This is a genomic window from Actinocorallia herbida (genome assembly GCF_003751225.1).
Classification (GTDB): domain Bacteria; phylum Actinomycetota; class Actinomycetes; order Streptosporangiales; family Streptosporangiaceae; genus Actinocorallia; species Actinocorallia herbida.
Window position 1 is genome coordinate 1,194,481 of sequence record NZ_RJKE01000001.1, and the last position, 22,463, is coordinate 1,216,943.

General features: G+C 68.9%; 13 protein-coding genes. 12 read left to right on the top strand and 1 reads right to left on the bottom strand.

Annotation, left to right across the window (positions count from 1 at the left end):
• The first annotated feature begins 701 nt into the window (after positions 1-701).
• The 11 genes from EDD29_RS05735 (at position 702) to EDD29_RS05785 (ending at position 19,443) form a co-directional block, all read left to right on the top strand.
• Positions 702-2,309, top strand: a complete 1,608-nt coding sequence (locus EDD29_RS05735; protein WP_211359565.1) for a glycosyltransferase family 2 protein — start codon at positions 702-704, stop codon at positions 2,307-2,309.
• Positions 2,309-3,439 (top strand): glycoside hydrolase family 26 protein, encoded by a 1,131-nt coding sequence (locus tag EDD29_RS05740; RefSeq protein WP_123662991.1) that lies wholly within the window; start codon positions 2,309-2,311, stop codon positions 3,437-3,439. Before EDD29_RS05735 ends, EDD29_RS05740 begins: the two co-directional genes overlap by 1 nt.
• Positions 3,429-4,982 carry a glycosyltransferase family 39 protein gene (locus EDD29_RS05745; RefSeq protein WP_123662993.1) on the top strand — a complete coding sequence of 518 codons (1,554 nt, stop codon included), beginning with the start codon at positions 3,429-3,431 and terminating at the stop codon, positions 4,980-4,982. The genes EDD29_RS05740 and EDD29_RS05745 overlap by 11 nt, the downstream gene beginning before the upstream one ends.
• A gap of 37 nt (positions 4,983-5,019) precedes the next feature.
• Complete coding sequence (locus EDD29_RS05750) at positions 5,020-6,282, top strand: glycoside hydrolase family 26 protein (protein WP_148085883.1); 1,263 nt, start codon at positions 5,020-5,022, stop codon at positions 6,280-6,282.
• 386 nt (positions 6,283-6,668) lie between these two features.
• Positions 6,669-7,658, top strand: coding sequence for a glycoside hydrolase family 26 protein (locus EDD29_RS05755; protein WP_123662996.1), 990 nt, complete (start codon positions 6,669-6,671; stop codon positions 7,656-7,658).
• A 22-nt stretch (positions 7,659-7,680) separates the two neighbouring features.
• Positions 7,681-8,811, top strand: coding sequence for a mannose-6-phosphate isomerase, class I (manA, locus tag EDD29_RS05760; protein ID WP_211359566.1), 1,131 nt, complete (start codon positions 7,681-7,683; stop codon positions 8,809-8,811).
• A 627-nt stretch (positions 8,812-9,438) separates the two neighbouring features.
• Positions 9,439-9,903 (top strand): hypothetical protein, encoded by a 465-nt coding sequence (locus EDD29_RS05765; RefSeq protein ID WP_123662999.1) that lies wholly within the window; start codon positions 9,439-9,441, stop codon positions 9,901-9,903.
• 24 nt (positions 9,904-9,927) lie between these two features.
• Positions 9,928-12,075 (top strand): galactose oxidase early set domain-containing protein, encoded by a 2,148-nt coding sequence (locus EDD29_RS05770; protein WP_123663001.1) that lies wholly within the window; start codon positions 9,928-9,930, stop codon positions 12,073-12,075.
• Positions 12,076-12,189: 114 nt separating this feature from the next.
• Positions 12,190-14,346, top strand: a complete 2,157-nt coding sequence (locus EDD29_RS05775) for a galactose oxidase-like domain-containing protein (RefSeq protein WP_123663003.1) — start codon at positions 12,190-12,192, stop codon at positions 14,344-14,346.
• A 94-nt stretch (positions 14,347-14,440) separates the two neighbouring features.
• Positions 14,441-16,582 (top strand): galactose oxidase early set domain-containing protein, encoded by a 2,142-nt coding sequence (locus tag EDD29_RS05780; protein WP_123663006.1) that lies wholly within the window; start codon positions 14,441-14,443, stop codon positions 16,580-16,582.
• A 650-nt stretch (positions 16,583-17,232) separates the two neighbouring features.
• Complete coding sequence (locus EDD29_RS05785; protein WP_123663008.1) at positions 17,233-19,443, top strand: galactose oxidase-like domain-containing protein; 2,211 nt, start codon at positions 17,233-17,235, stop codon at positions 19,441-19,443.
• A gap of 12 nt (positions 19,444-19,455) precedes the next feature.
• Here the strand turns inward: EDD29_RS05785 and EDD29_RS05790 are convergent, their stop codons facing one another.
• Positions 19,456-20,466 (bottom strand): GH12 family glycosyl hydrolase domain-containing protein, encoded by a 1,011-nt coding sequence (locus EDD29_RS05790; RefSeq protein ID WP_170201304.1) that lies wholly within the window; start codon positions 20,464-20,466, stop codon positions 19,456-19,458.
• 256 nt (positions 20,467-20,722) lie between these two features.
• Between EDD29_RS05790 and leuA the strand changes: the two genes are divergently transcribed.
• Positions 20,723-22,444 (top strand): 2-isopropylmalate synthase, encoded by a 1,722-nt coding sequence (gene leuA / locus EDD29_RS05795; protein WP_170201305.1) that lies wholly within the window; start codon positions 20,723-20,725, stop codon positions 22,442-22,444.
• Positions 22,445-22,463: the final 19 nt, after the last annotated feature.

Consider the following 22,463-nt stretch of genomic DNA (forward strand, 5'->3'; position numbering starts at 1 on the left):
CGGGCACGACCGGTGGTTGACACCGGTTGACCTATCCACTTGCATTGCAGAATGCGCTGTGAAAGATCAATAGGAGGCACGGGAAGGGTGCGGTTTTCCGTCTTTATCAATGGCGAGTGGAACATTCCGAACCCGGGCGCGCACACTCCTCGCAGGCGGGCGCACAGCGGCCCTGACCGTATGATTCATGGATGGGCCGGAAAGTTCGGATGACTTTCGTGAGCATCATCACGTCCCCCCCGATCGCCTGACGGACAGTAGCGGGGTGATCCGTGGATAAGTCAGAGGGATCTTCGTAATCTGCTGAAAGTAACTTCTGGGCAACGCGGGTCCTATAGGGTCTAGACCGTTTCGTGCGGCATGTGCCGCTTTCCGTGTTCGTGGAGAGGCGCTCTGTGACCGACATGTCGACCTCATCGTCGACCTCGCCAGGCGGGCCTGACTTCGAATGGCTCACCGGTGGCGTGCCGCAGGCTGCCCAGCGGCCGCCCGCGCCGCAACAGGCCGCGCCGCCGCGCCCGCCCCTGCCCCCCCGGCAGGCGCGTCCCGTACCTCCGCAGGGCCAGTACCCCCCGCAGGGCGCGCGCCCTCCGGCCGCCGGCATGCGCGTGGGCCAGGCTCCGCGCCCCCGTACCGCGGGCCCCCGCCCGCAGCGCCGCCCCGTGCCCCCCGGCCCGCCCGGCGGCGACACCCTGCGGACCATGGAGGATCTTCCTCCGATGCCGCGCCGGCCCCAGCCACGGGGCCGCAGGCTGCGTCCGGTACCGCCCATTCCGGACCCTTCCCCGCTGCTCCCGCAGCCGCCGGACGACAAGGAGAAGTACTCCTATGCCGACCGGTACATCTGGGTCCTGAACATCTTCACCTTCATCAGCTTCGTCTGCCTGGCGATCACGGCGGTGAAGTTCGTCTCGATCAGCCAGCTGTGGCTCGCGGCGCCGTTCCTGTTCTTCACGGTCCTCAACTACCTGCTGTCACTGCGGCTGGACCTTTTCACGAAGAACTTCGACATCGACCACCACCGCGAGATCGTCGACAACTGGCAGCCCGCGCGCTACCCGTCGGTCGACATCTTCCTGCCGGTGTGCGGTGAGCCGATCGAGGTCATTCACAACACCTGGACCCATGTGCGCCGGGTCGTCGAGTACTACCCCGGCAAGTGCGTGCCCTACGTCCTGGACGACGGCGCCAGCCCCGAGCTCGCCGCGATGGCCGCCGACTTCGGCTTCCGCTACGGCTCCCGGCCGAACCGCGGCTGGTACAAGAAGGCCGGCAACCTCCAGTTCGGCTACCACAGCTCCGACGGCGACTTCATGCTGATCCTGGACGCCGACTTCGCGCCCCGGCACGACATCCTCAACGAGGTCCTGCCGGTCATGGACGACGACCCCCGGATCGGCATCGTCCAGACCCCGCAGTTCTTCCGCGTCCTGGACCACCAGACGTGGGTGGAGCGCGGCGCGGGCGCCTCGCAGGAGCTCTTCTACCGCTCCGTCCAGGTCTCCCGGCAGCGCCGCAACGGCTCGATCTGCGTCGGCTCCTGCGCGGTCTACCGCCGCGCCGCGCTGAACGAGAACAACGGCACCACGCTGATCGAGCACTCCGAGGACATCCACACCGGCTACGACCTCCAGGTCCTCGGGTGGAGCACCAAGTACGTCCCGATCGCGCTGTCGGCCGGGGTGTGCCCGGACAACGCCGGCGCCTTCCACAACCAGCAGTACCGCTGGTGCATGGGCTCCTTCTCGCTGCTCGGCGCGAAGAAGTTCTGGAAGGCCCCGCTGCCGTTCTCCACGAAGATGTCCTTCGCCGCGGGAATGCTCTACTACCTGCACACCGCGCTCTTCACGTTCGTCGCGCCGATCCTGCCGATCATGATGCTCATCGGCGCGCCGCACCTGATGAACCTGAAGCACATGGTCTGGCTGGTCCCCAGCCTCATCTACGCGTCGATCATCTTCCCCGCGTGGCACCGCGCGCCCTTCCGCCTCGAGGCGTGGGCCGTCGGCTTCATGCAGGGCTGGGCGCACGTGTTCGCGCTGTGGGACATGGTGCGCGGCCGTGAGATGGGCTGGAAGCCGTCCGGTTCCAACGGCGTCAAGAAGAACAAGATGGGCCGCGTCTACAAGTCGTACGTGTTCTTCAGCGGCGGCTGCGCGGCGATCTGGCTCGGCCTGGCCTGCTGGCGCATGGCCACCATGTACCCGCCGGACGTGGCGATGGCGCTGGCGACCGCGCTGTTCTACGCCGTCGTCGTCGGCCGGGTGCTGGTCTCGCCGCGCGAATACCGGGACGTGGTGGACGACTGATGCGCTCCGGCAAGACCCTGCGCGCGGCGGCCGTGCTGATGGCCGCCGCGCTCGCGCTGGCGGCCTGCGGCGACCCCGCCCTGGACCGCGACGCCTACCACGCGGCCGATCCGGTCGACGACATCCCGCCGGTCAAGCCGGTGGACCTCCGCAAGCTCATCTGGCCGGACAAGGACTACATCGGCCTGGCCTACGACGGCACGATCGATTCCGGGCTGGAGCGGCGCAAGGCCTTCGGCGACCTCGTCGGCCGCCCGCACAACCTCCTCAAGTACTTCGAGGAGTTCGGCGGGGACTTCAAGGACGAGGAGAACAAGAGGATCTGGGACGCGGGCGCCCTGCCGTTCGCCGACGTCGAGCCGTACGACGGCACCCTTCGGGATTTCGCCGACGGCAAGTACGACGCGGACATCAGGAGGTACGCGGCCGAGGTCAAGGCCGCCAACATCCCGGTGGCCTACTCCTGGGGCCACGAGATGAACGGCTGGTGGTACCCGTGGGGGTACTGCTCGGACTCCGGCCACCTGGAGAAGGACGGCAGCGAGAAGTCCGAGGACGACCTCGGCGACGCCTGCAAGGACGAGTCCAAGGAGAACACCCCCGAGGACTTCGTCGACGCCTGGAAGCACATCCACGACGTCTTCACCGAGACCGGCGTCGGCAACGTCATCTGGGTCTGGAGCCCCAACACCGCCCAGGGCGATGGCCTGCCCCCGGTGAAGAAGTTCTACCCGGGTGACGAGTACGTCGACTGGATCGGCGTCTCCGGCTACATGTACAAGGACAAGGACAACCCCGCCGACCGCAGCAACATCTTCATGGGCGTCTTCGGCGACCTCTACAAGGAGCTGCGCGCCTTCACCGAGAAGCCCATCGTGATCGCCGAGACCGGCTCCACCGCGGACAAGGCCAAGGCGAACGACGTCCACCGCCTCCTCAAGGGCTCCGTGAGGTTCAAGGACATCCTCGGCTACGTCTGGTTCGACGTGAAGAAGGTGGAGTTCGGGAACGAGACGGACTTCCGCGTCGAGGCACGAGCCGACGCCGTCAAGCGCTACCGCAAGGACCTCACGACGCCGTGGGGCCAGAAACTCGGCTTCGACCCAGAACAGCTGATCAATGACGACTGAGACCCGGCACGAGGTACCTTCCCCGAGGGAGGACCACGAGGAGCCGAAGAAGTACCGCTCCAACGTACGACCGGCGCCCTACCGGATCCCCTCCGCGCCTCCCATCGCGTGGGCTCCGGGCAACAGCAAGCGCCGCGCCTGGCTGAGCCGCATCGTGCTGTTCGGCCTGCTGATCATGCAGGCCATCCTGACGCTGCGGCTGCGCAACACGGTGTACGAGGGCGAGACCTCGATCCTGCCGTCGAACGGCGACTTCCACGGCGGCACCGCGCTGTACCCGGCGCTGTCCGAGGCGGTCCAGACCGCCCTCGGCGTGCAGGGCATGCGGGCGTTCAGCCTGATCTTCATGATCTGCGCGACGGGCCTGCTGTACTCGTTCTCCACCCGCCTGTTCAACGAGCGGGTGGGCCTCGCCGCGGCGGGTTCCTACAGCGTGATCGCGCCGACCCTCGTCGCGGGCGCGCTGGCCACCGAGGACGCCCTCGCGGTGCTGCTGCTCGCCGGGGCCATGTGGCTCGTCGTGCTGAGCCGCAGCGGGCCGGCCTGGCCGCTGTTCGCCGCGGCGCCCGTCGCGGTGCTCGCCGTCGCCGTCAAGTACGGCGCGGTGTTCTACCTTCCGTCGATCCTGCTGCTGGCCGTGCTGGTCACCACGCGGCACACGTCGGTCGGCCAGGCGTTCGTCCGTTCCTCCGGGCTGCTCGTCGCGCTGCTCATCGGGCTCGGCCTGTACGCGTCAGGCGCCTCCGGCGCGCCCGCGGCGGTGCCCCTCGGCGACCTGGCGAGCGGCTGGATCTACTGGCTCGGCACCTTCCTCGCCTTCGGCCTGTTCGGCGCCGGCTTCTACATCTGGAAGGCCCGGATGGGCGAGGTGCCGGTCGGCGCCGACGCCGAGCCCGGCCGCGGCTGGCGGGTCGCGCTGAGCCTGGCCTTCCTGCTGCCCGGCCTCATCGCGCCGCTGCTGCTCGTCGGCACCGCCTTCGAGGACAGCCTCTGGAGGCTCCAGTTCGCCTTCGCCGGGCTGCTGGGCGCGACGATGACGGGCGTCGGCCTCGTCCGCATGATCGGCAGGCACTTCCGCTTCCCCCAGGTCGGCATCATCGCCGCGATCGCGCTGCTCGCCCTCGGCATGGCCCAGTCGGAGTACGAGTACACGCTCTGGCCGAACTACACGAACCTGGCGAAGGTGCTCGACGAGAGCGTCGAGCCGGCCGGGAAATACCTGGCGGCCTCGCCTGAAGAAACCTTCAGCAGCTATATGAAGGAATACCGTCCCGCGCAGTGGACCTCCCTGTCCACGGTCGTCGACAAGGGCTTGGACGACGGCGGTCTCGCCCAGATCAAGGGCGCGCTGCGCAAGGGGACCTACGAAATGATCGTCGTGCAGTACCCGGCCGCCACTCCGGTGGACGAGGCACTGCTCGCACAGCTCAGGGCAGGCACCGGTGACTACCGAGTGCTGACCGGTGTGCCCTTCCGGCTCGGCTGGACCGTGGGCGCACATCAACTGTGGGTCAAGAATCTGGCCGGCCCCGCGGCGCCCTGAGCACTTCCATCCACGACCCCCTGGAGCACCATCCGTCATGACGACCCTCCGACCACTACTGGCACTCACGCTCCCCGTGGTGTTCGCGGCCGGTTGCGCCTCGCCCACCACGGAGACGGCAGCCCCGAAGGACAAGCCGACCTACGCCATCGACCGCGACGCCAGCGGCCGTGACGTCTACACCGAGGAGACCCCCGAGGCGAAGTCCCCGGCGGCCTCCGGCGGCTCGAACGACAGCGCCGGCTCCTCCGCGGAGGACCCGGCGGTCGATCTCGGCCTCGACGAGGCCGACGGCACCGATGGCGCCGACCGCAAGGCCAAGAAGAAGGTCTACAACTACAACCCGCCGAAGAACTTCAAGCGCTACAACGCGCCCGGCGTCGTCAACGTCAACAAGCACATCTACCCGAAGCGTGACATCTTCGGCGTCTTCACCGACCAGGCGCGCAACCAGATCGCGGACCGCAACGCGCTCGCCAAGAAGGTCGGCATGAAGCCGAACATGATCAAGAGCTTCTACAACTGGGGCAACCCGGTCGACCCGAACTGGGCGCGCAGCATCTGGAACGCCGGCGCCTACCCGCAGCTGGAGCTCGAGGCACAGGACCCCGCGGTCGCCTCGGTCGCCTCGGTCGCGGCGGGCCAGGAGGACGAGTACATCCGCGCGCTGGCCCAGAGCATCAAGACCGCGAACGTGCCGATCGTGTTCAGCCCGTTCCACGAGATGAACGGCGACTGGTACCCGTGGGGCCACTGCGGGCCGACCTCCAAGCCGGAGTCGAACGCCTGCCAGGTCGGCACCACTCCGGCGCAGTTCCGCGCCGCGTGGAAGCGGATGCACAACATCTTCAAGCAGGTCGGCGCCACCAACGCGATCTGGGTGTGGCAGACCAACCAGATCGGCGCGCGCCCGCAGGTGCGGCTCAAGCAGTTCTACCCGGGCAACGCCTACGTGGACTGGGCCGGCACGGTGGGCTACTACTACCCCGAAAAGGGCTGGTACGCCTCCTGGAACGAGATCTTCGCGCCCACGCTCAAGGAGATCAAGAAGGTCACCAACAAGCCGATCTTCATTCCGGAGATGGGCATGGAGCCGAGCAAGAAGTACCGTGCCCGGGACGTCAAGAACTTCCTGAAGGCCGTCTCCGCTCGCCGGGACGTCATCGGCTTCCTGTGGTTCAACTACAACAAGCCGACCGAGACCGACTTCCGGATCGAGGCCAGCGCGGCGTCCCTCAAGGCGTTCAAGTACTGGATCAAGCAGGGCACCTACGGCTTCGACCCCCGCAAGGTGAAGTAGCAGGGAAGAACTGAGGACGGCAGGCATGGGACCCAGGCGCGCACGGTTCGACGCGAGGTGCTCACTCGCGGCGGCCGCCCCCGCGCCCCCGAACCGCCGCCGTCCCCCGCGCACGGCTCCGCCGCTGGAGTCCGTGCCCTCCGCGGTACCCCGAGGGGACGGCCGGGCCCGCCCGGTGTCGACGTCACCGAGGTACCGTGCCGCGATCGACATGGCGCCGCGGGCACTCCGTGCCGGCCTGCGCGTCGTGGAGGTCGATCGCGAACCCCGTCACCGGAGCCCGCGCCCCGCGACCCGGCCGACCGGCCGGGCCGGGCGGGCCCCACGTTCGGCGTGACGGTCTAGGCTCGTCGTCGTCGCTCCACCCCGGAAGGCCTGGAGGCCCCATGCAGTTCCGTTTCCTCGTAGCGTCCGCGCTTCCGCTGGCCCTGGTGGCCGGCTGCTCCTCGACCGGCGGCACGGTGGAGCCCAGCTCGTCGCAGACGGTCGAACACGAAGCCGGCCAGTCGGGCGGCGCCGAGTCCGCGGAGCGGGCCGCCAAGCGCGAGTACCTGGGCATCTACTCCGAGGGCGCGCAGAAGAACAAGCCCGCCGCCCAGGCCAAGTACTGGAAGAAGAAGGTCGGCCGCGCGCCCAACATCACCAAGCAGTTCCAGGCCTGGTACGCCCCCTACCCGACCGCGTGGGCCAAGGAGGCCCAGAAGGTCGGCGCGATGCCGCAGATCGAGTGGGAGCCGCACGGCAAGGGCCTCATGGCCGACATCGCCGCGGGCGAGAGCGACGACTACCTGATCGAGTACGCGAACGCCGTCAAGGCCGCCAAGGTCCCGATCTCGATCAGCTTCGCGCACGAGATGAACGGCTGGTGGTACGACTGGGGCACGAAGGGGACCAAGCCGGCCACCTTCGTCAAGGCCTGGCGCCACGTCGTGGACGTCTTCGACAAGCAGGGTGCGACCAACGTCAAGTGGCTGTGGGCGCCCAACGTCATCTTCCCGATGCCCAAGGTCGGCCTGAAGCAGTACTACCCGGGCGACAAGTACGTCGACTGGATCGGCGTCATCGGGTACTACCGCAACAAGCAGTCGCAGAAGACCTTCAGCACCATCTTCGAGCCGACGATCAAGAAGATCAAGACGTTCTCGAAGAAGCCGATCCTGCTGGCCGAGACCGGCGTGCAGACGGGTCAGGGCCGGGACAAGAAGATCTCCGACCTGCTGTCCAAGGTCGCGAAGCGCAAGGACATCATCGGTCTCATCTGGTTCAGTATGGACAAGAGGAAAACAGAAGGTACCGATTACCGTCTGGAAGTAAACAAGTCGTCGCTGAAGACGTTCCGCTCCTACGTGACCAAGTACCCTTTCGGCCGTCCCTGATGTTGTAAATCGGAACGGAACGATGATCGAGCTGCTCAGGCTGGACAACCCCATCCGGGGTTACGCGTGGGGTTCGCGGACTGTGCTGGCGCGGCTGCTCGGGCGGTCCACGCCCAGCGGCGGCCCCGAGGCCGAGCTGTGGATCGGCGCCCACCCGGGCGATCCGTCGCGGATCGCGGGGTCGGGCTCCCTGCTCGATCAGATCGCGCTCGACCCCGGTCCGATGCTCGGGCCGGGGGCCGATCGCCTTCCGTTCCTGCTGAAGGTGCTGGCCGTGGAGTCGGCGCTGTCCATCCAGGTGCATCCCGACGCCGCGCAGGCCGTCGAGGGGTACCAGCGCGAGGAGCAGTGCGGGCCGCCGGTCGGCGACCCCAAGCGCTGTTACCACGACGACTGGCCCAAGCCCGAGCTGCTCTACGCGGTGACCCCGTTCGAGGCGCTGTGCGGCTTCCGCCCTCCGGCGGAGTCCGCGGCGCAGCTGCGCGCGCTGGGCGGGCCGCGGCTGGCCCGCGTGGCAGGGCTCCTGGAGCGCGAAGGCAACCGGGAGGCCGTCGTCGCGCTCACCGACTGGCCCCACGAGGACCGCGCCGCGCTCGTCGCGGAGGCGGGGCGTGCCGGGGGATGGGTCGCCGACCTCGCCGGGCGGCACCCGTCGGACCCCGGCGTCGTGGTCGCGCTGATGCTGCACCATGTGACGCTGGAGCCGGGCCAGGCGCTGTTCGCCAGGCCCCGCACGATGCACGCCTACCTGCGCGGCACCGCCGTGGAGATCATGGCGAGCTCCGACAACGTGCTGCGCGGCGGGCTCACGCCCAAGCACGTGGACCTGCCCGAGCTGCTCGCCGTCACCGACTTCGCCGCGTCCCCGCCCGAACTCGTGCCCGCGGTGCGCCAGCCGAACGGCGAAGACCTGTACCCCGCGCCGTGCACCCAGTTCCAGCTCACCCGGCTGCGTCTGGAGCCGGGCGCGGCCGTGCGCGTCGCGGACCCGGGTCCGGGCGCGCTGCTGTGCCTGGAGGGGGAGCTGGAGGTCGTGCGCGGCGCGGTCCGCGAGCGGCTCGGCCGGGGCGAGGCGCTGTTCCTGCCGCACCTCGGCGGCCCCGTGACGGTCACCGGCGACGGGCTCGGCTTCCGCGCGGGAGTGCCTTCCTGACGGGCTCCTCCGCCGGTCGGGCGGAGAAGTTTCATTACGGACACGCTCCAGGGTTCCGGCCCGCTCGACTGGTAGCATCCGCAGCACTGACCATTCTGGTCACAGGGTGATCCGAAGAACCGAGCGTTGAGCAGGTGTCGTCCCCGATGTCCGTTATGGGCTGGAAGGCCGCCCCCCGGGGCGCTACCGCCGTGCGTGACTCGGACGGGACGAAAATTCTGGTCTCTCCCGACAACTAATCGCCTTCCCGGCGCATCCAAGCCGTGGAGGCGATTTCTGTTTCCCGGGGGACCCCGGGGGGCTGAGGAGCCCCTGAGATGAGAGGAGAGACAAGGCCGTGCGGTTCCCTTCGATGTCCGGCAGATCGCTCTCCTCGCGCGCGTCCCTGTACTCCCCGAAGGTCGCACGCGCGCCTCGTCTCCTTGCGGCCTGGCTCCGGCCGGGCCCCGCGACGCACGTTCCGGGCCCCGTGAGGCGGCCCGCGTCCCAACGGCCGCTCGGATCCGCCGCCCCCGCGCGTCAGGTCCGACCGGCCGCCCCGCCGCTCTCGGGCGGCCCGTTGGAGTTCGTCAGGGAGGCGGCGCCCCCTCGCCAGGCCGCCCCCGTGTTCATATCGGGTGATTCGCAGTGACACGCAACAAGCTGATCTCCCTCGTCGTGGCAGGCGCCGTCGTGGTGGCCGCCGTCGTCGTGGGCGCCTTTCTGGTGCTCGGACGCGATGAGGAAAAGAGCACGAAGCCGGTGTCGGCGCCCACGGCCCTCGCCGAGGACGTCCCGACCGACGTCGTGACCGGCGAGCCGGACACCTCCTCGCCCGAGCCGGTCGCGCCGGGCGTCACCATGACGCCCCCCGACCCGAAGGCCGTGGCCCAGGCCAAGGCGAGCCCGATCCCCGTGCCCGAGAACGTCGACGGGTGCGACCACGCCTATGGCGTTTCGATCTGTGTGCCGTGGGAGTTCCCCAAGGGGGTCGACTCCCAGGCGGAGAAGTGCGAGTACCTGAAGGTCCGCGGTTTCACGAGGCTGGAGGTCCCGGGCCGGGACCGGCACGGCCTCGACCCGGACAAGAACAAGATCGCCTGTGACAACTGACGAGAGGCCTTGGGGGTCTAGCGCATGACGTTCCACCGGAGGACCCGCTCGGTCCTTTTCGCCTCCGCGGTCGGCGCGGCGGCGGTCATTCCCGGTCTGAGTTCCCAGGCCGTCGCGGCGCCCACGCCCGCCGTGCAGAACGCGGGCCTGGAGCGCCTGGCCGGTGACTTTCCCGAGTGCTGGGAGCAGTACACGACGGGCGAGAACACCGGCGAGTTCCGGCTCGCCAAGGGCGCGGGCGGCAAGAACGCGGTCGAGGTCGAGCTGACCCAGCGCACCAGCGGCTTCAAGGCCGTCGTGCAGGACAAGGCGTGCGCCGTCAAGGTGATGCCGGGCCGCCAGTACGACCTCGAGCTGCGGTACAAGTCGACCTCCGACTCCCCGGAGATCGTGCTGTTCCGCAAGGCCGCGGGCAAGTGGGCGCGGTGGGAGACCCTGCCGCCGCTGTCGGCGTCCAAGACCTTCCGTGACGCCACGGTCCGCACCCCCGTCGTGCCGGAGGGCACCGAGGAGATCAGGTTCGGCCTCGCGCTGTCGGAGCCCGGCACGCTCACCACCGACAACTACAAGATCGCCTCCGCCGCCGGCGAGCTGAAGTGCAAGGGCCCCGAGTGCAAGAAGGGCAAGTGGGTCGTCCGCTCCTTCGCCGGGGACAAGGGCGTGCGCGCGATCCACAGCGTGCTGCTGCACAACGGCAAGGTGCTCATGATCGCCGGATCCGGCAACGGCGCCGGCCGGTTCGAGCAGGGCAGGTTCACCACCAAGGTCTACAACCCCAAGACCAACAAGTTCACCAACGTCAAGACCCCGTACGACATGTTCTGCGCGGGCCACGTGCAGCTCCCGGACGGCCGCGTCCTGGTGATGAGCGGCACCGAGGAGTACGCCCAGTACGACCCGCAGACCGGTGCGGAGACCGCGGGCTGGATCGGGTCGAAGAAGTCCTACATCTTCAACCCGAAGACCAACAAGTACGAGAAGGCCAACGACCTGATCGACGGGCACTGGTACCCGTCGGCCACGATCCTCGGCAACGGCGACGTCTACTCCGTCGGCGGTTACGCCGCCCAGCGGGCCGCGAACAACGGCAACCTGGTGTCCCCGATCGCCGAGCGCTACTCCGTCAAGCAGAGGCGCTGGCTCAACGAGAACGAGGTGGCCCAGCCCGGGATCAACTGGGCGACCTACCCCTCGCTGATGCTCACCCAGGACGGCAAGCTGTTCTACAACGGCAGCAGCGTCTTCAGCCACCCGGTGAACGCCGACGGCTCGCTGCGCGGCCCCGGCTTCCTGAACCCGACCACCGGCGCCTGGGGCGCGCTGCCGAACAACGGCAACCTGCGCGCCGCCGCCTCACGCGACATGTCGGCGTCGCTGCTGCTGCCGCCCGCGCAGGACCAGAAGGTCATGATCATCGGTGGCAAGAACTTCGCGGACAACAACGCCAAGGCCATCCGCTACACCGACGTCATCAACCTCAAGGCCGGCAACCCGCGCTACACCGCGGGGCCGAACCTGCCCTACGGCACCGTCGAGATCGGCCAGACCACGCAGGCCCAGGGCGGCGGCGCGGGCAAGACCTACGTCTCGGCCGTGATCCTCGCCGACGGCAAGGTGTTCGAGACCGGCGGCTCGCAGTACACCCGCTCCGAGCACGTCCACGAGGCGTCGATCCTCGACCCGACCAAGCAGGCCAAGAACATGAAGTGGACGTCCGTCGCCGCCGACCCGGTCGCGAGGACCTACCACAACACCGCGGTCCTGCTCCCGGACGGCCGGGTCCTGGCCGTCGGCAGCAACCCCGACTACCCGGGCGCCGACGGCGACAGCTTCTTCGACACCCGCATCTCGATCTACTCGCCGCCCTACCTCTACAAGGGCGCGCGGCCGAAGATCACGTCGGTGAAGAAGGGCTGGAAATACGGCGCCAAGCCGGTGATCAAGACCAACAGCAAGATCACCAAGGCCTACCTGCTCCGGCCGATCGCGGTCACCCACTCCTCGGACCCGAACCAGCGCCTCGTGAACCTGCCGGTCAAGTCGCTCGGCGGCAACAGCTACCGGCTGACGATGGACAAGCGGGCCAACATCGCGCCCCCCGGCTGGTACATGCTCGTCGTCCGGACCGCGGGCGGTCAGCCCTCGGTCGCCAAATGGGTGCACATCAGCTAGCACCCCCACAGTCCTTCCCGCGCGCGTGACGGCGGCCCCCGCCGCCGTCACGCTTCGCACCTTCGCGGGACGCGCGGCGCGCGTCACGTGCACGAAAAGTTCGGAGTTTCCCCTATGCGGTACACACGCCCCCGAGCGTCCGCGATCATGTTCGCCTCCGCCGTCGGAGCCACCGCCCTGTTCTCGGGCGCGGTTCCCGCGGCCAACGCCGCCCCTTCGCCGAAGGTCCAGAACCCGGGCCTGGAGAAGGTGTCGGGCGGTCTGCCGGAGTGCTGGGCCAAGTACTCGACCGGCACCAACACCGGCACCTTCGCCTCGGTGAAGGGCGGCAACAAGAGCGCCAAGGCCGCGACGGTGTCCGTCACCGCGCACCGCGGCGGCTTCAAGGCCCTGCTCCAGAAGCCGGGCTGCGCCATCAAGGTCAACCCGGGCAAGAAGTACGACCTCCAGCTGTCCTACAAGACGGACTCGGAGAAGACGGCCCTGACGGTCTTCCGGCAGAAGAAGAACGGCGCCTGGGTGAAGTGGCACACCTTCCCCCACCTGCCGTCGTCCAAGAACTACCGCCTGTCCGTGGGCCGCACCCCCGCGGTCCCGGCGGGCACCAAGGCGATCCGGTTCGGCCAGGGCCTCTACGGCACCGGCACCCTGACCACCGACAACTACAAGATCTCCCCGGCCAAGGGCACCGCCAAGTGCGTCGGCTCGGAGTGCACCAAGGGCCACTGGATCGTCCAGGACTTCGGTAACGGAGGTGTCCGGGCGATCCACAGCGTCCTGCTGCACAACGGCAAGGTGCTGCTCATCGCGGGCTCCGGCAACGACCCGGACAACTTCAACGCCGGCACGTTCACCACCAAGGTCTACGACCCGAAGACCAACAGGTTCACGAACGTGCCGACCCCGTACGACATGTTCTGCGCGGGCCACGTGCAGCTCGCCGACGGGCGGGTGCTCGTCGTGAGCGGCACCGAGGAGTACGCCCAGTACGACCCGCAGACCGGCGCGGAGACCGCGGGCTGGAAGGGCTCGAAGAAGTCCTACATCTTCGACCCGGCCACCAACCGGTACACCAAGGCCAACGACATGGTCGACGGCCACTGGTACCCGTCGGCGACGATCCTGCCGAACGGCGACGTCTACTCCGTCGGCGGCTACGCCTACGAGCGGGCCGGCGGCGACGTCGGCGGCAACAAGGTGTCGCTGGTCAGCGAGCTGTTCTCGGCGAGCAAGAAGCGGTGGCTGCCCGAGAACCAGGTCGCGCAGACCGGTATCAACTGGGCGACCTACCCGTCGCTGCACCTGACGACGAAGGCGGCCCCGCTGTTCTACAGCGGCGTCAGCGTCTTCAGCCACCCGGTGAACGCCGACGGCTCGCTGCGCGGTCCCGGCTTCCTCGACCCGTACACGGGCGCGTGGCAGGCGCTGCCGAACAACGGCGGCCTGCGCAGGGCCGACGCGCGGGACCAGGCGGCCTCGGTGCTGCTGCCCCCCGCGCAGGACCAGCGGGTGATGGTCGTGGGCGGCAAGGACTTCAGCAAGCCCGACGCGGCGATCCGGCTGACCGACGTCATCAACCTGAAGTCGGCGAACCCGAAGTACACCGCGGGACCGAACCTGCCTCTCGGCACCGTCCACTACGGCGACGGCACCGACGCGCCCGTGGGCAGGCAGACCGGCGCCCAGGGCAAGACGTACGTCTCGACGGTCCTGCTGCCGGACGGCAAGGTGCTGGAGACCGGCGGCTCCCAGGCGGCCCGTGCCGAGCACGTGCACGAGACGTCGATCCTCGACCCGGTGCCGTCGGTGTCGAAGATGAAGTGGAAGTCGGTCGCGCCGGACCCGGTGAGCCGCAGCTACCACGCCTCGGCGGTGCTGCTCCCGGACGGCCGGGTCCTGGCCGTCGGCAGCAACCCGTGGGACAACTCCTTCGACACCCGGATCTCCATCTACGCCCCGCCGTACCTGTACAAGGGCGGTGAGACGCCGAAGATCACGTCCTACCAGAAGGGCCTGAGCACCGGCGCCAAGACCACGATCAGCACGAGCACGCCGATCACCAAGGCGTCGCTGATCCGGCCGATCGCGGTCACCCACTCCTCCGACCCCAACCAGCGGTCCATCAACGTGCCGGTGAAGGCGCTCGGCGGCGGCAAGTACCGGCTGAGCATCGACGCCCGCAAGAGCATGGTGCCGCCCGGCTGGTACATGCTGTTCGTCCAGACGAAGACCGGCAAGCCCTCCGAGGCGCGCTGGGTGCACATCAAGTAAGGCCCGACGCGGCGGCGGCTCTCCGGAGCCGCCGCCGCTCCGGTTCGCGGACCCCCACCCCACCCCGCAGCACGACAGAAGTCCTGGAGCCCCCATGCGGTACGCATATTCCCGTACCTCCGCGGTCCTCGCGGCCTCCGCGGTCGGCGCGACGGCGCTGCTCGCGGGCGCGGTGCCCGCGGCGAACGCCGCGCCGTCCCCCAAGGTGCAGAACCCCGGCCTCGAACAGGTCGCGGGCGGCCTGCCCAAGTGCTGGGAGAAGTACTCCACGGGAAGCAGCACGGGCACCTTCGCCTCGGTGGCGGGCGGCAACAAGAGCGCCAAGGCCGCGACGGTGGAGGTCACCGCCTACCGCAGCGGCGCCAAGGCGCTGCTCCAGGCACCGAACTGCGCGATCAAGGTCAATCCCGGCAAGAAGTACGACCTCCAGCTCGCCTACAAGACGACGTCGGAGAAGACCGCCCTGACCGTCTTCCGGCAGAAGAAGAACGGCGCCTGGGTGAAGTGGCACACCTTCCCCCAGCTGCCTTCCGCGAAGGGCTTCCGCCTGTCCGTCGGCCGCACCCCCGCGGTTCCGGCGGGCACCAAGGCGATCAGGTTCGGTCAGGCGATCCAGAGCACCGGCACGCTGACGACCGACAACTACCAGATCTCGCTCGCCAAGGGCACCGCGAAGTGCGCCGGCTCGGAGTGCACCAAGGGCCACTGGGTCGTCCAGGACTTCGGCGGCGCCGGAGTCAAGTCGGTCCACACGGTCCTGCTGTACAACGGCAAGGTCCTCATGATCGCCGGGTCGGGCAACAACATCAACGAGTTCAAGAACCCGAAGACCAAGCTCTACGACCCGAAGACGAACAAGCTCACCGACATCCCGACGCCGTACGACATGTTCTGCGCGGGCCACGTGCAGCTCCCCGACGGACGCGTCCTGGTCATGGGCGGCACCGACGAGTACTCCGACTACAACGTCACGCCCGACACCGGGTGGATCGGATCGCGGAAGTCGTACCTGTTCAACCCGAAGACCAACCGGTACGAGGCGGTCAACCTCATGGCCGACGGGCACTGGTACCCGTCGGCGACGCTCCTGGCCAACGGCGACGTGTACTCCGTCGGAGGCTACGCCGACGAGCGGCAGAACGACGCGGACCAGGGCAACCTCATCTCGCTCGTCGCCGAACGCTACTCGTGGTCCAAGAAGCGGTGGCTCAAGGAAGACGAGGTCGAGCAGCCGTACATCGACTGGGCCACCTACCCGGCGCTGCACCTCAACACCACCAAGGCCGATCTGTTCTACAGCGGCAGCTATGTCTTCGGCCCGGCGCAGTACCCGGACGGGACGCTGCGCGGGCCCGGCTTCCTGGACCCCGACACCGGCGCGTGGGGTCCGCTGGCGGGCAACGGCGGGCTGCGCATGCCCAGGGCCCGCGACCAGTCGGCCGCGGTGCTGCTGCCGCCCGCGCAGAACCAGCGGTACATGGTCATCGGAGGCAAGGACTTCGCCAACGCGGACTCCGCGATCCGGCTGACCGACGTCATCGACCTGCGCAAGGCCAAGCCGCGCTACGCGGCGGGCCCGGATCTGCCGCACGGCACCATCTACTACGGCGACGGCACCGACGCGCCCGGCCGCAAGCAGACGGGCGCGCAGGGCAAGACCTATGTGTCCGCGGTGATCCTCCCCGACGGCAAGGTGCTGGAGACCGGCGGCTCCGAGCTGACCCGGTCCAACCACGTGCACGAGACCTCGATCCTCGACCCGGTGCCGTCGGTGTCGAAGATGAAGTGGAAGTCCGTCGCGGCCGACCCGGTGAGCCGCAGCTACCACGCCTCGGCCCTGCTGCTCCCGGACGGCCGGGTCCTGGCCGTCGGCAGCAACCCGTGGGACAACTCGTTCGACACCCGGATCTCCATCTACTCGCCGCCCTACCTTTACAAGGGCGGCGACGCACCCAAGATCACGTCCTACCAGAAGGGCCTGACCACGGGCGCGAAGACGACGGTCTCCAGCAGCAGCCCGATCACCAAGGCGGCGCTGATCCGGCCGATGGCGGTGACGCACTCGTCCGACCCGAACCAGCGGTCCGTCGACCTGCCGGTGAAGGCGCTCGGCGGCGGCAAGTACCGCCTGACGATCGACAAGCGCAAGACCATCGTGCCGCCCGGCTGGTACATGCTGTTCGTCCAGACCAAGTCCGGCAAGCCCTCCGAAGCCCGTTGGGTGCACATCAAGTGACCCGGGGGTCGCGGGGGAAGAGCCGGGACGGGTGTGTCGGCAGTGGCGATCAGGCACGACTTCATCACGAATTCCCTTCATTTCCATAGAGGATTCGGCGCCGGCCGTTCCCGACGGATGCCGAACGCTCACCGGAAGTGCGAGACGCCGGAGGCGGCCGGGGGAAGATCACTCGGCGCGCGGGCTTGATGGCGATTCGCCGGGAAAGGCGGGCGGCCTTCCGTCCGGCGGCGCCGGCGGCGGGGGAGCGGGGTGTGGCGCATGCCATGACGGGCCGCCTCACCCGCTCGTCCGGACCCGCACGCCATGGCGCTGACCTGGGGTCATCGTCGATCGGATGTGCCGGGCGACCGGGACCGGACCGGCTCGGCCCCGGCCTTCGGTGCTTCCGCACCCGAGAAATGCGGAGATCATCTCGGGTGCGGATCGGGCTCTGCCGCGGGTGTCTTTCCTCGGCCGTTCCTGAATGCGTTCCCCTCGCCATCCCGTCGTGTTGACTCTTTGTGCGCGCGCCGGATGATCAATGGGTCGACGCCATTTCTCGGCGGCCGATCATCCGGTCGTCTCGGGGGCGTGCGGGTGGTGGCTGCGATGAGGTACAACAATCGTGAACGGATTGGACAAATCCGACATGAGTGATTGAGGAGCCGATGCGGTACGAACGTCGAGGGACCCCTGCCGTCTTTGTCGCCTCCGCGGTCGGCGCCACCGCGCTGCTCGCGGGCGGACCCGCCGCGGCGGCCGCCGCGCCCGCGCCCAAGGTGCGCAACGCGGGGCTGGAACAGGTCTCCGGCGGACTGCCGCAGTGCTGGGCGAAGTACACGACGGGCGACAACGCGGGCTCGGTCGCCTCGGTCGCGGGCGGGCAGAAGAGCGGCCGGGCCGCGACGGTCACGGTCACCCGGCACCGCAGCGGCGCCCGCGCCCTCCTCCAGTCCCCGGGCTGCGCCATCAAGGTCAACCCCGGCAAGAAGTACGACCTCCAGCTCGCCTACAAGACGACTTCGGACAAGTCGGCGCTGACGGTCCTGCGGCAGAAGAAGAACGGCTCCTGGGTGAAGTGGTACACCTTCCCCTACCTGCCTTCCTCGACGGGCTTCCGGGCGTCCGTCGGCCGGACCCCGGCCGTCCCGGCGGGCACCAAGGCGATCAGGTTCGGCCAGGGCCTGTTCGGCACGGGCACGCTGACGACAGACAACTACAAGATCTCCCTGGCCAAGGGCACCGCCAAGTGCGCCGGCTCGGAGTGCACCAAGGGCCACTGGATCGTCAACGACTTCGGTGACGGCGGCGTGCGCGCCATGCACAGCGTCGTGCTCAACAACGGCAAGGTGCTGCTCATCGCGGGATCGGGCAACGGAGGCGCCCGCTTCAAGCGCGGCGAGTTCGTCACCAAGGTCTACGACCCGAAGACCAACACGTTCACGAACGTGCCGACCCCGTACGACATGTTCTGCGCGGGCCACGTCCAGCTCCCCGACGGCAGGGTCCTGGTCCTCGGCGGCACCGAGGACTTCGCCGAGTTCAGCGGCGGGGTCTCCGACGAGGGCATCGGCTACGTCTACGAGTCCAAGGGCTGGAGCGGGGCGAAGAAGTCCTACATCTTCGACCCGGCCACCAACCGGTACTCCAGGGTCAACGACATGGTCGACGGCCACTGGTACCCGTCGGCGACGCTCCTGGGCAACGGCGACGTCTACTCCGTCGGCGGCTACGACTACGAGCGCGGGCCGAACGAGGAGAGCGTCATCTCGCCCTACTCCGAGCGGTTCTCCTGGGCGACCCGCAAGTGGCTCGGCGACGCCAAGGTCCCCGAGACCGACATCAACTGGGCGACCTACCCGTCGCTGGTGCTCGCCGCCAACGGCAAGCTCTTCTACAACGGCAGCAGCGTCTTCGGGCACCCGTCGTACTACGGCAACGGCAAGATCGTCGGCCCCGGCTACCTCGACCCCGCGACCGGCGCCTACCGGGAGATCGGCGGCACCCGCGACGACGCGGGCGACAACGCGGGCCTGCGCTACGCGGCCGCGCGCGACCAGTCGGCCTCGCTGCTGCTCCCGCCCGCCCAGGACCAGCGCGTCATGGTCATCGGAGGCAAGGACTTCACCGACGCCGCGGGCTTCGGCCTCCGCGCGACCGACGTCATCGACCTGCGCAAGGGGAACTCCGCGAACTACGCGGACGGCCCGAACCTGCCCTACGGCAAGGTGGAGATCGGCGGCCAGATCGTCCAGCAGGGCGGCGGCAAGGGCAAGGTGTACGTGTCCGCGGTGATCCTCGCCGACGGCAAGGTGATGGAGACCGGCGGCTCCCAGTACAACCGGGCCGAGCACGTGCACGAGGCGTCGATCCTCGACCCGGCGAAGTCCACGGGGTCGATGAGGTGGAAGTCCGTCGCGGCCGACCCCGTCGCCAGGACGTACCACAGCAGCGCCGTCCTGCTCCCGGACGGCCGGGTCATGGCGATCGGCAGTAACCCGGACATCTCGGTGGCGGCCGACGGCGGAGACAGCTACTTCGACACCCGCATCTCGATCTACTACCCGCCGTACCTGTACACCAAGGGCGAGGCCCCGAAGGTCACCAAGGCCTCCAAGCGGTGGTCCTACGGCAGCGCGCCCACGATCACGACGAGCACGCCCGTCACGTCGGCGTACCTGGTCCGCCCGATCGCGGTCACGCACTCCTCCGACCCGAACCAGCGCGCGGTGAAGCTGCCGCTCAAGTCCCTCGGCGGCAACCGCTACCGGCTCGACGTCACCGGCAGCCGCAACATCGCCCCGCCCGGCTGGTACATGCTGTTCGTGAAGAACAAGAGCGGCAAGCCGTCCGCCGCGAGCTGGGTCCGCATCGGCTGAGCCGAGGGGGCGCTAGCGAGCGGCGCCGCGCCGCCACCACCACGCCCCGGCCGCCGCGCCCGCGACCACGGGCAGCACGATGAGGAACGGCAGGGGCACGCCCGAGGCCCCGCCGTCGCCCGCGGCCTTCTGCTTCGGCGCGGGCTCGGCCTGTGGCGGCACGGACTGCGCCGGGGTCGCGGGCGGCGGGGTGGCGGTCGGGTTCGGCATCGGCGCGCCCGTCAGGTCGGGGCCGGTCGGCTTCGCCTGCCCGGGATCGCCGACGTGCAGGGCGAACGCGTCGGTGCGCAGGCCCACCCCGCCGCGGGTGATCTCGAACCCGGCCTGGACCTTGCACAGGTAGGCGTCCTGCCGCTGGAAGCCGCGGTCCGCGGCGTCCTTGGCGAACGGCTTGAGGTCGAAGTCGGTGATCGCGGTGGTGTGTTCGCGCATGTCGTAGATGAGCCCGACCTGACCGGTGGGGCCGGTGAACCGGTACAGGTCGTAGACCCGGCCGCCCAGGCTCACCCCGTCGGCGATCTTCCACTCGGGGGAGGGGTCGATGCCCGGACTGGTCAGCCAGATCATGATCTCCAGCGCGCCGCCGTTGGCCACGATGTACGGGGCGGTCGACGTGCAGGCGCCGGCGTCGGGGTGGTACCAGACGTCGTAGGAGGCGTTGTAGTCGCCGTCGGCGGTCCCGATCGCCCAGGTGGTGCGGACGTCCTTGGGGCTGTCCACGCGCAGTGGGAGGCGCGTGTCGGAGAGCGCGGTGCCGATGTTCGGGTACGCGCCGGGCGGCGCCCCGTTCTGGAGGTTGCCCCAGTCCAGCGAGCTGGCGCTGACGCTGAAGCCCGCCTTCCCCTCGAAGGTGACACAGATCTCACCGTTGCTGTTCCACCGGTTGGCCTGGACCGCGTAGCCGCCCTCGACGAACCCCGGCTCGCCGGTGTTGCAGCGGGTCTCGGCATGGGCCGCGGAGCCCCACGGGCACAGGGCCGCAACCAGCGCGATCGCGGCAGCGCCGCCCAGTGTCGCTCGCAAGAACCTGCCTTCCTTCGGGGCCATCGGATGCCTCATCGAAGCACAACGCGGACCCTTCGCATGTGGGTTCCCGGTACAGATCACACCTCCGCCCGTTTCGTTAACCGCGCGGAAATCTGCTACTTTCGCAGATGTGCTGTTCGGCCTGCTCCTCCTTAGCGGCCGCGACGAGGCCTGAAGGACGGGCTTCCTCGTCGCGGAGCTGAGTGTTGCCCGTCATTGATTGAAAGATCGAAGACGAGGAGCAGTACCCCCGATGAACGACCAGAAGCCCAGCGGTATGCCGTACCAGCGCTACACCCCCTTCGCGGCCGTGAAGCTGACCGACCGCACCTGGCCCGACAAGGTGATCGAGCAGGCGCCCCGCTGGTGCGCGGTGGACCTGCGGGACGGCAACCAGGCCCTGATCGACCCGATGGACTCCGCCCGCAAGCTGAAGATGTTCCAGCTGCTGGTGCGGATGGGCTACAAGGAGATCGAGGTGGGCTTCCCGGCCGCCTCCCAGACGGACTTCGACTTCGTCCGCACGATCATCGAGGACGGCCTGATCCCCGACGACGTCGTCATCCAGGTGCTGACCCAGGCCAGGCCCGAGCTGATCCAGCGGACCTTCGAGTCCCTGGAGGGCGCCAAGCAGGCGATCGTGCACCTGTACAACTCCACCTCCACGCTCCAGCGCCGCGTCGTGTTCGGCCAGGAGAAGGAGGGCATCACGGCCATCGCGGTCGAGGGCGCCAAGCTGTGCAAGAAGCTGGCGGCCGAGACCGAGGCCAAGGGCACCCGGATCTTCTTCGAGTACTCGCCGGAGTCCTTCACCGGAACCGAGCTGGAGTACGCCGTCGAGGTCTGCAACGCGGTCAACGACGTGTGGCGGCCGACCCCGGACTGGAAGGTCATCATCAACCTGCCGGCCACGGTGGAGATGGCGACCCCGAACGTCTACGCCGACCAGATCGAGTGGATGAACCGGAACCTGGCCTACCGCGACTCGGTCGTGCTGTCGCTGCACCCGCACAACGACCGCGGCACCGCCGTGGCCGCCGCCGAGCTGGGCTACCAGGCCGGCGCGGACCGCATCGAGGGCTGCCTGTTCGGCAACGGCGAGCGCACCGGCAACGTCTGCCTGGTGACCCTGGGCCTGAACCTGTTCACCCAGGGCGTCGACCCGCAGATCGACTTCTCCGACATCGACGAGATCCGCCGCACCGTCGAGTACTGCAACCAGCTGCCCGTCCACGAGCGCCACCCCTACGGCGGCGACCTGGTCTACACGGCCTTCTCCGGCTCCCACCAGGACGCCATCAAGAAGGGCTTCGAGCACCTGGCGCGCGACGCGAAGGCCGCGGGCGTGCCGGTGGACGACTTCACCTGGCAGGTCCCGTACCTGCCGATCGACCCCAAGGACGTCGGCCGCAGCTACGAGGCCGTGATCCGGGTCAACAGCCAGTCCGGCAAGGGCGGCGTCGCCTACATCATGAAGACCGAGCACTTCCTGGAGCTGCCCCGCAAGCTGCAGATCGAGTTCTCCCGCGTGGTGCAGGCGCACACCGACGACGAGGGCGGCGAGGTCACGGCCGAGGCGATGTGGCGGATCTTCGAGACCGAGTACCTGTCGGGCGGTCCCCGCGTCGGCCTGCTGGCGCACCGCACCTCCTCCCGGGTGGACGAGAAGGACCTGCTGAACTGCGACGTCCGCGTCGACGGTGAGATCCGCGAGATCGAGGGCATCGGCAACGGCCCCATCAGCGCCTTCGTCGACGCGCTGGCGCCGATCGGCATCGACGTCCGCGTCCTGGACTACGCCGAGCACGCGATGAGCGAGGGCGGCGACGCCAAGGCCGCCGCGTACGTCGAGTGCCAGGTCGACGGCCAGGTCATGTGGGGCGTCGGCGTGGACGCCAACATCGTCACCGCGTCGCTGAAGGCCGTGCTGTCCGCGGTGAACCGCGCCGCGCGGTCCGCGGACGACGCCGCCTGACCCGCTCGACGAAGTTTCA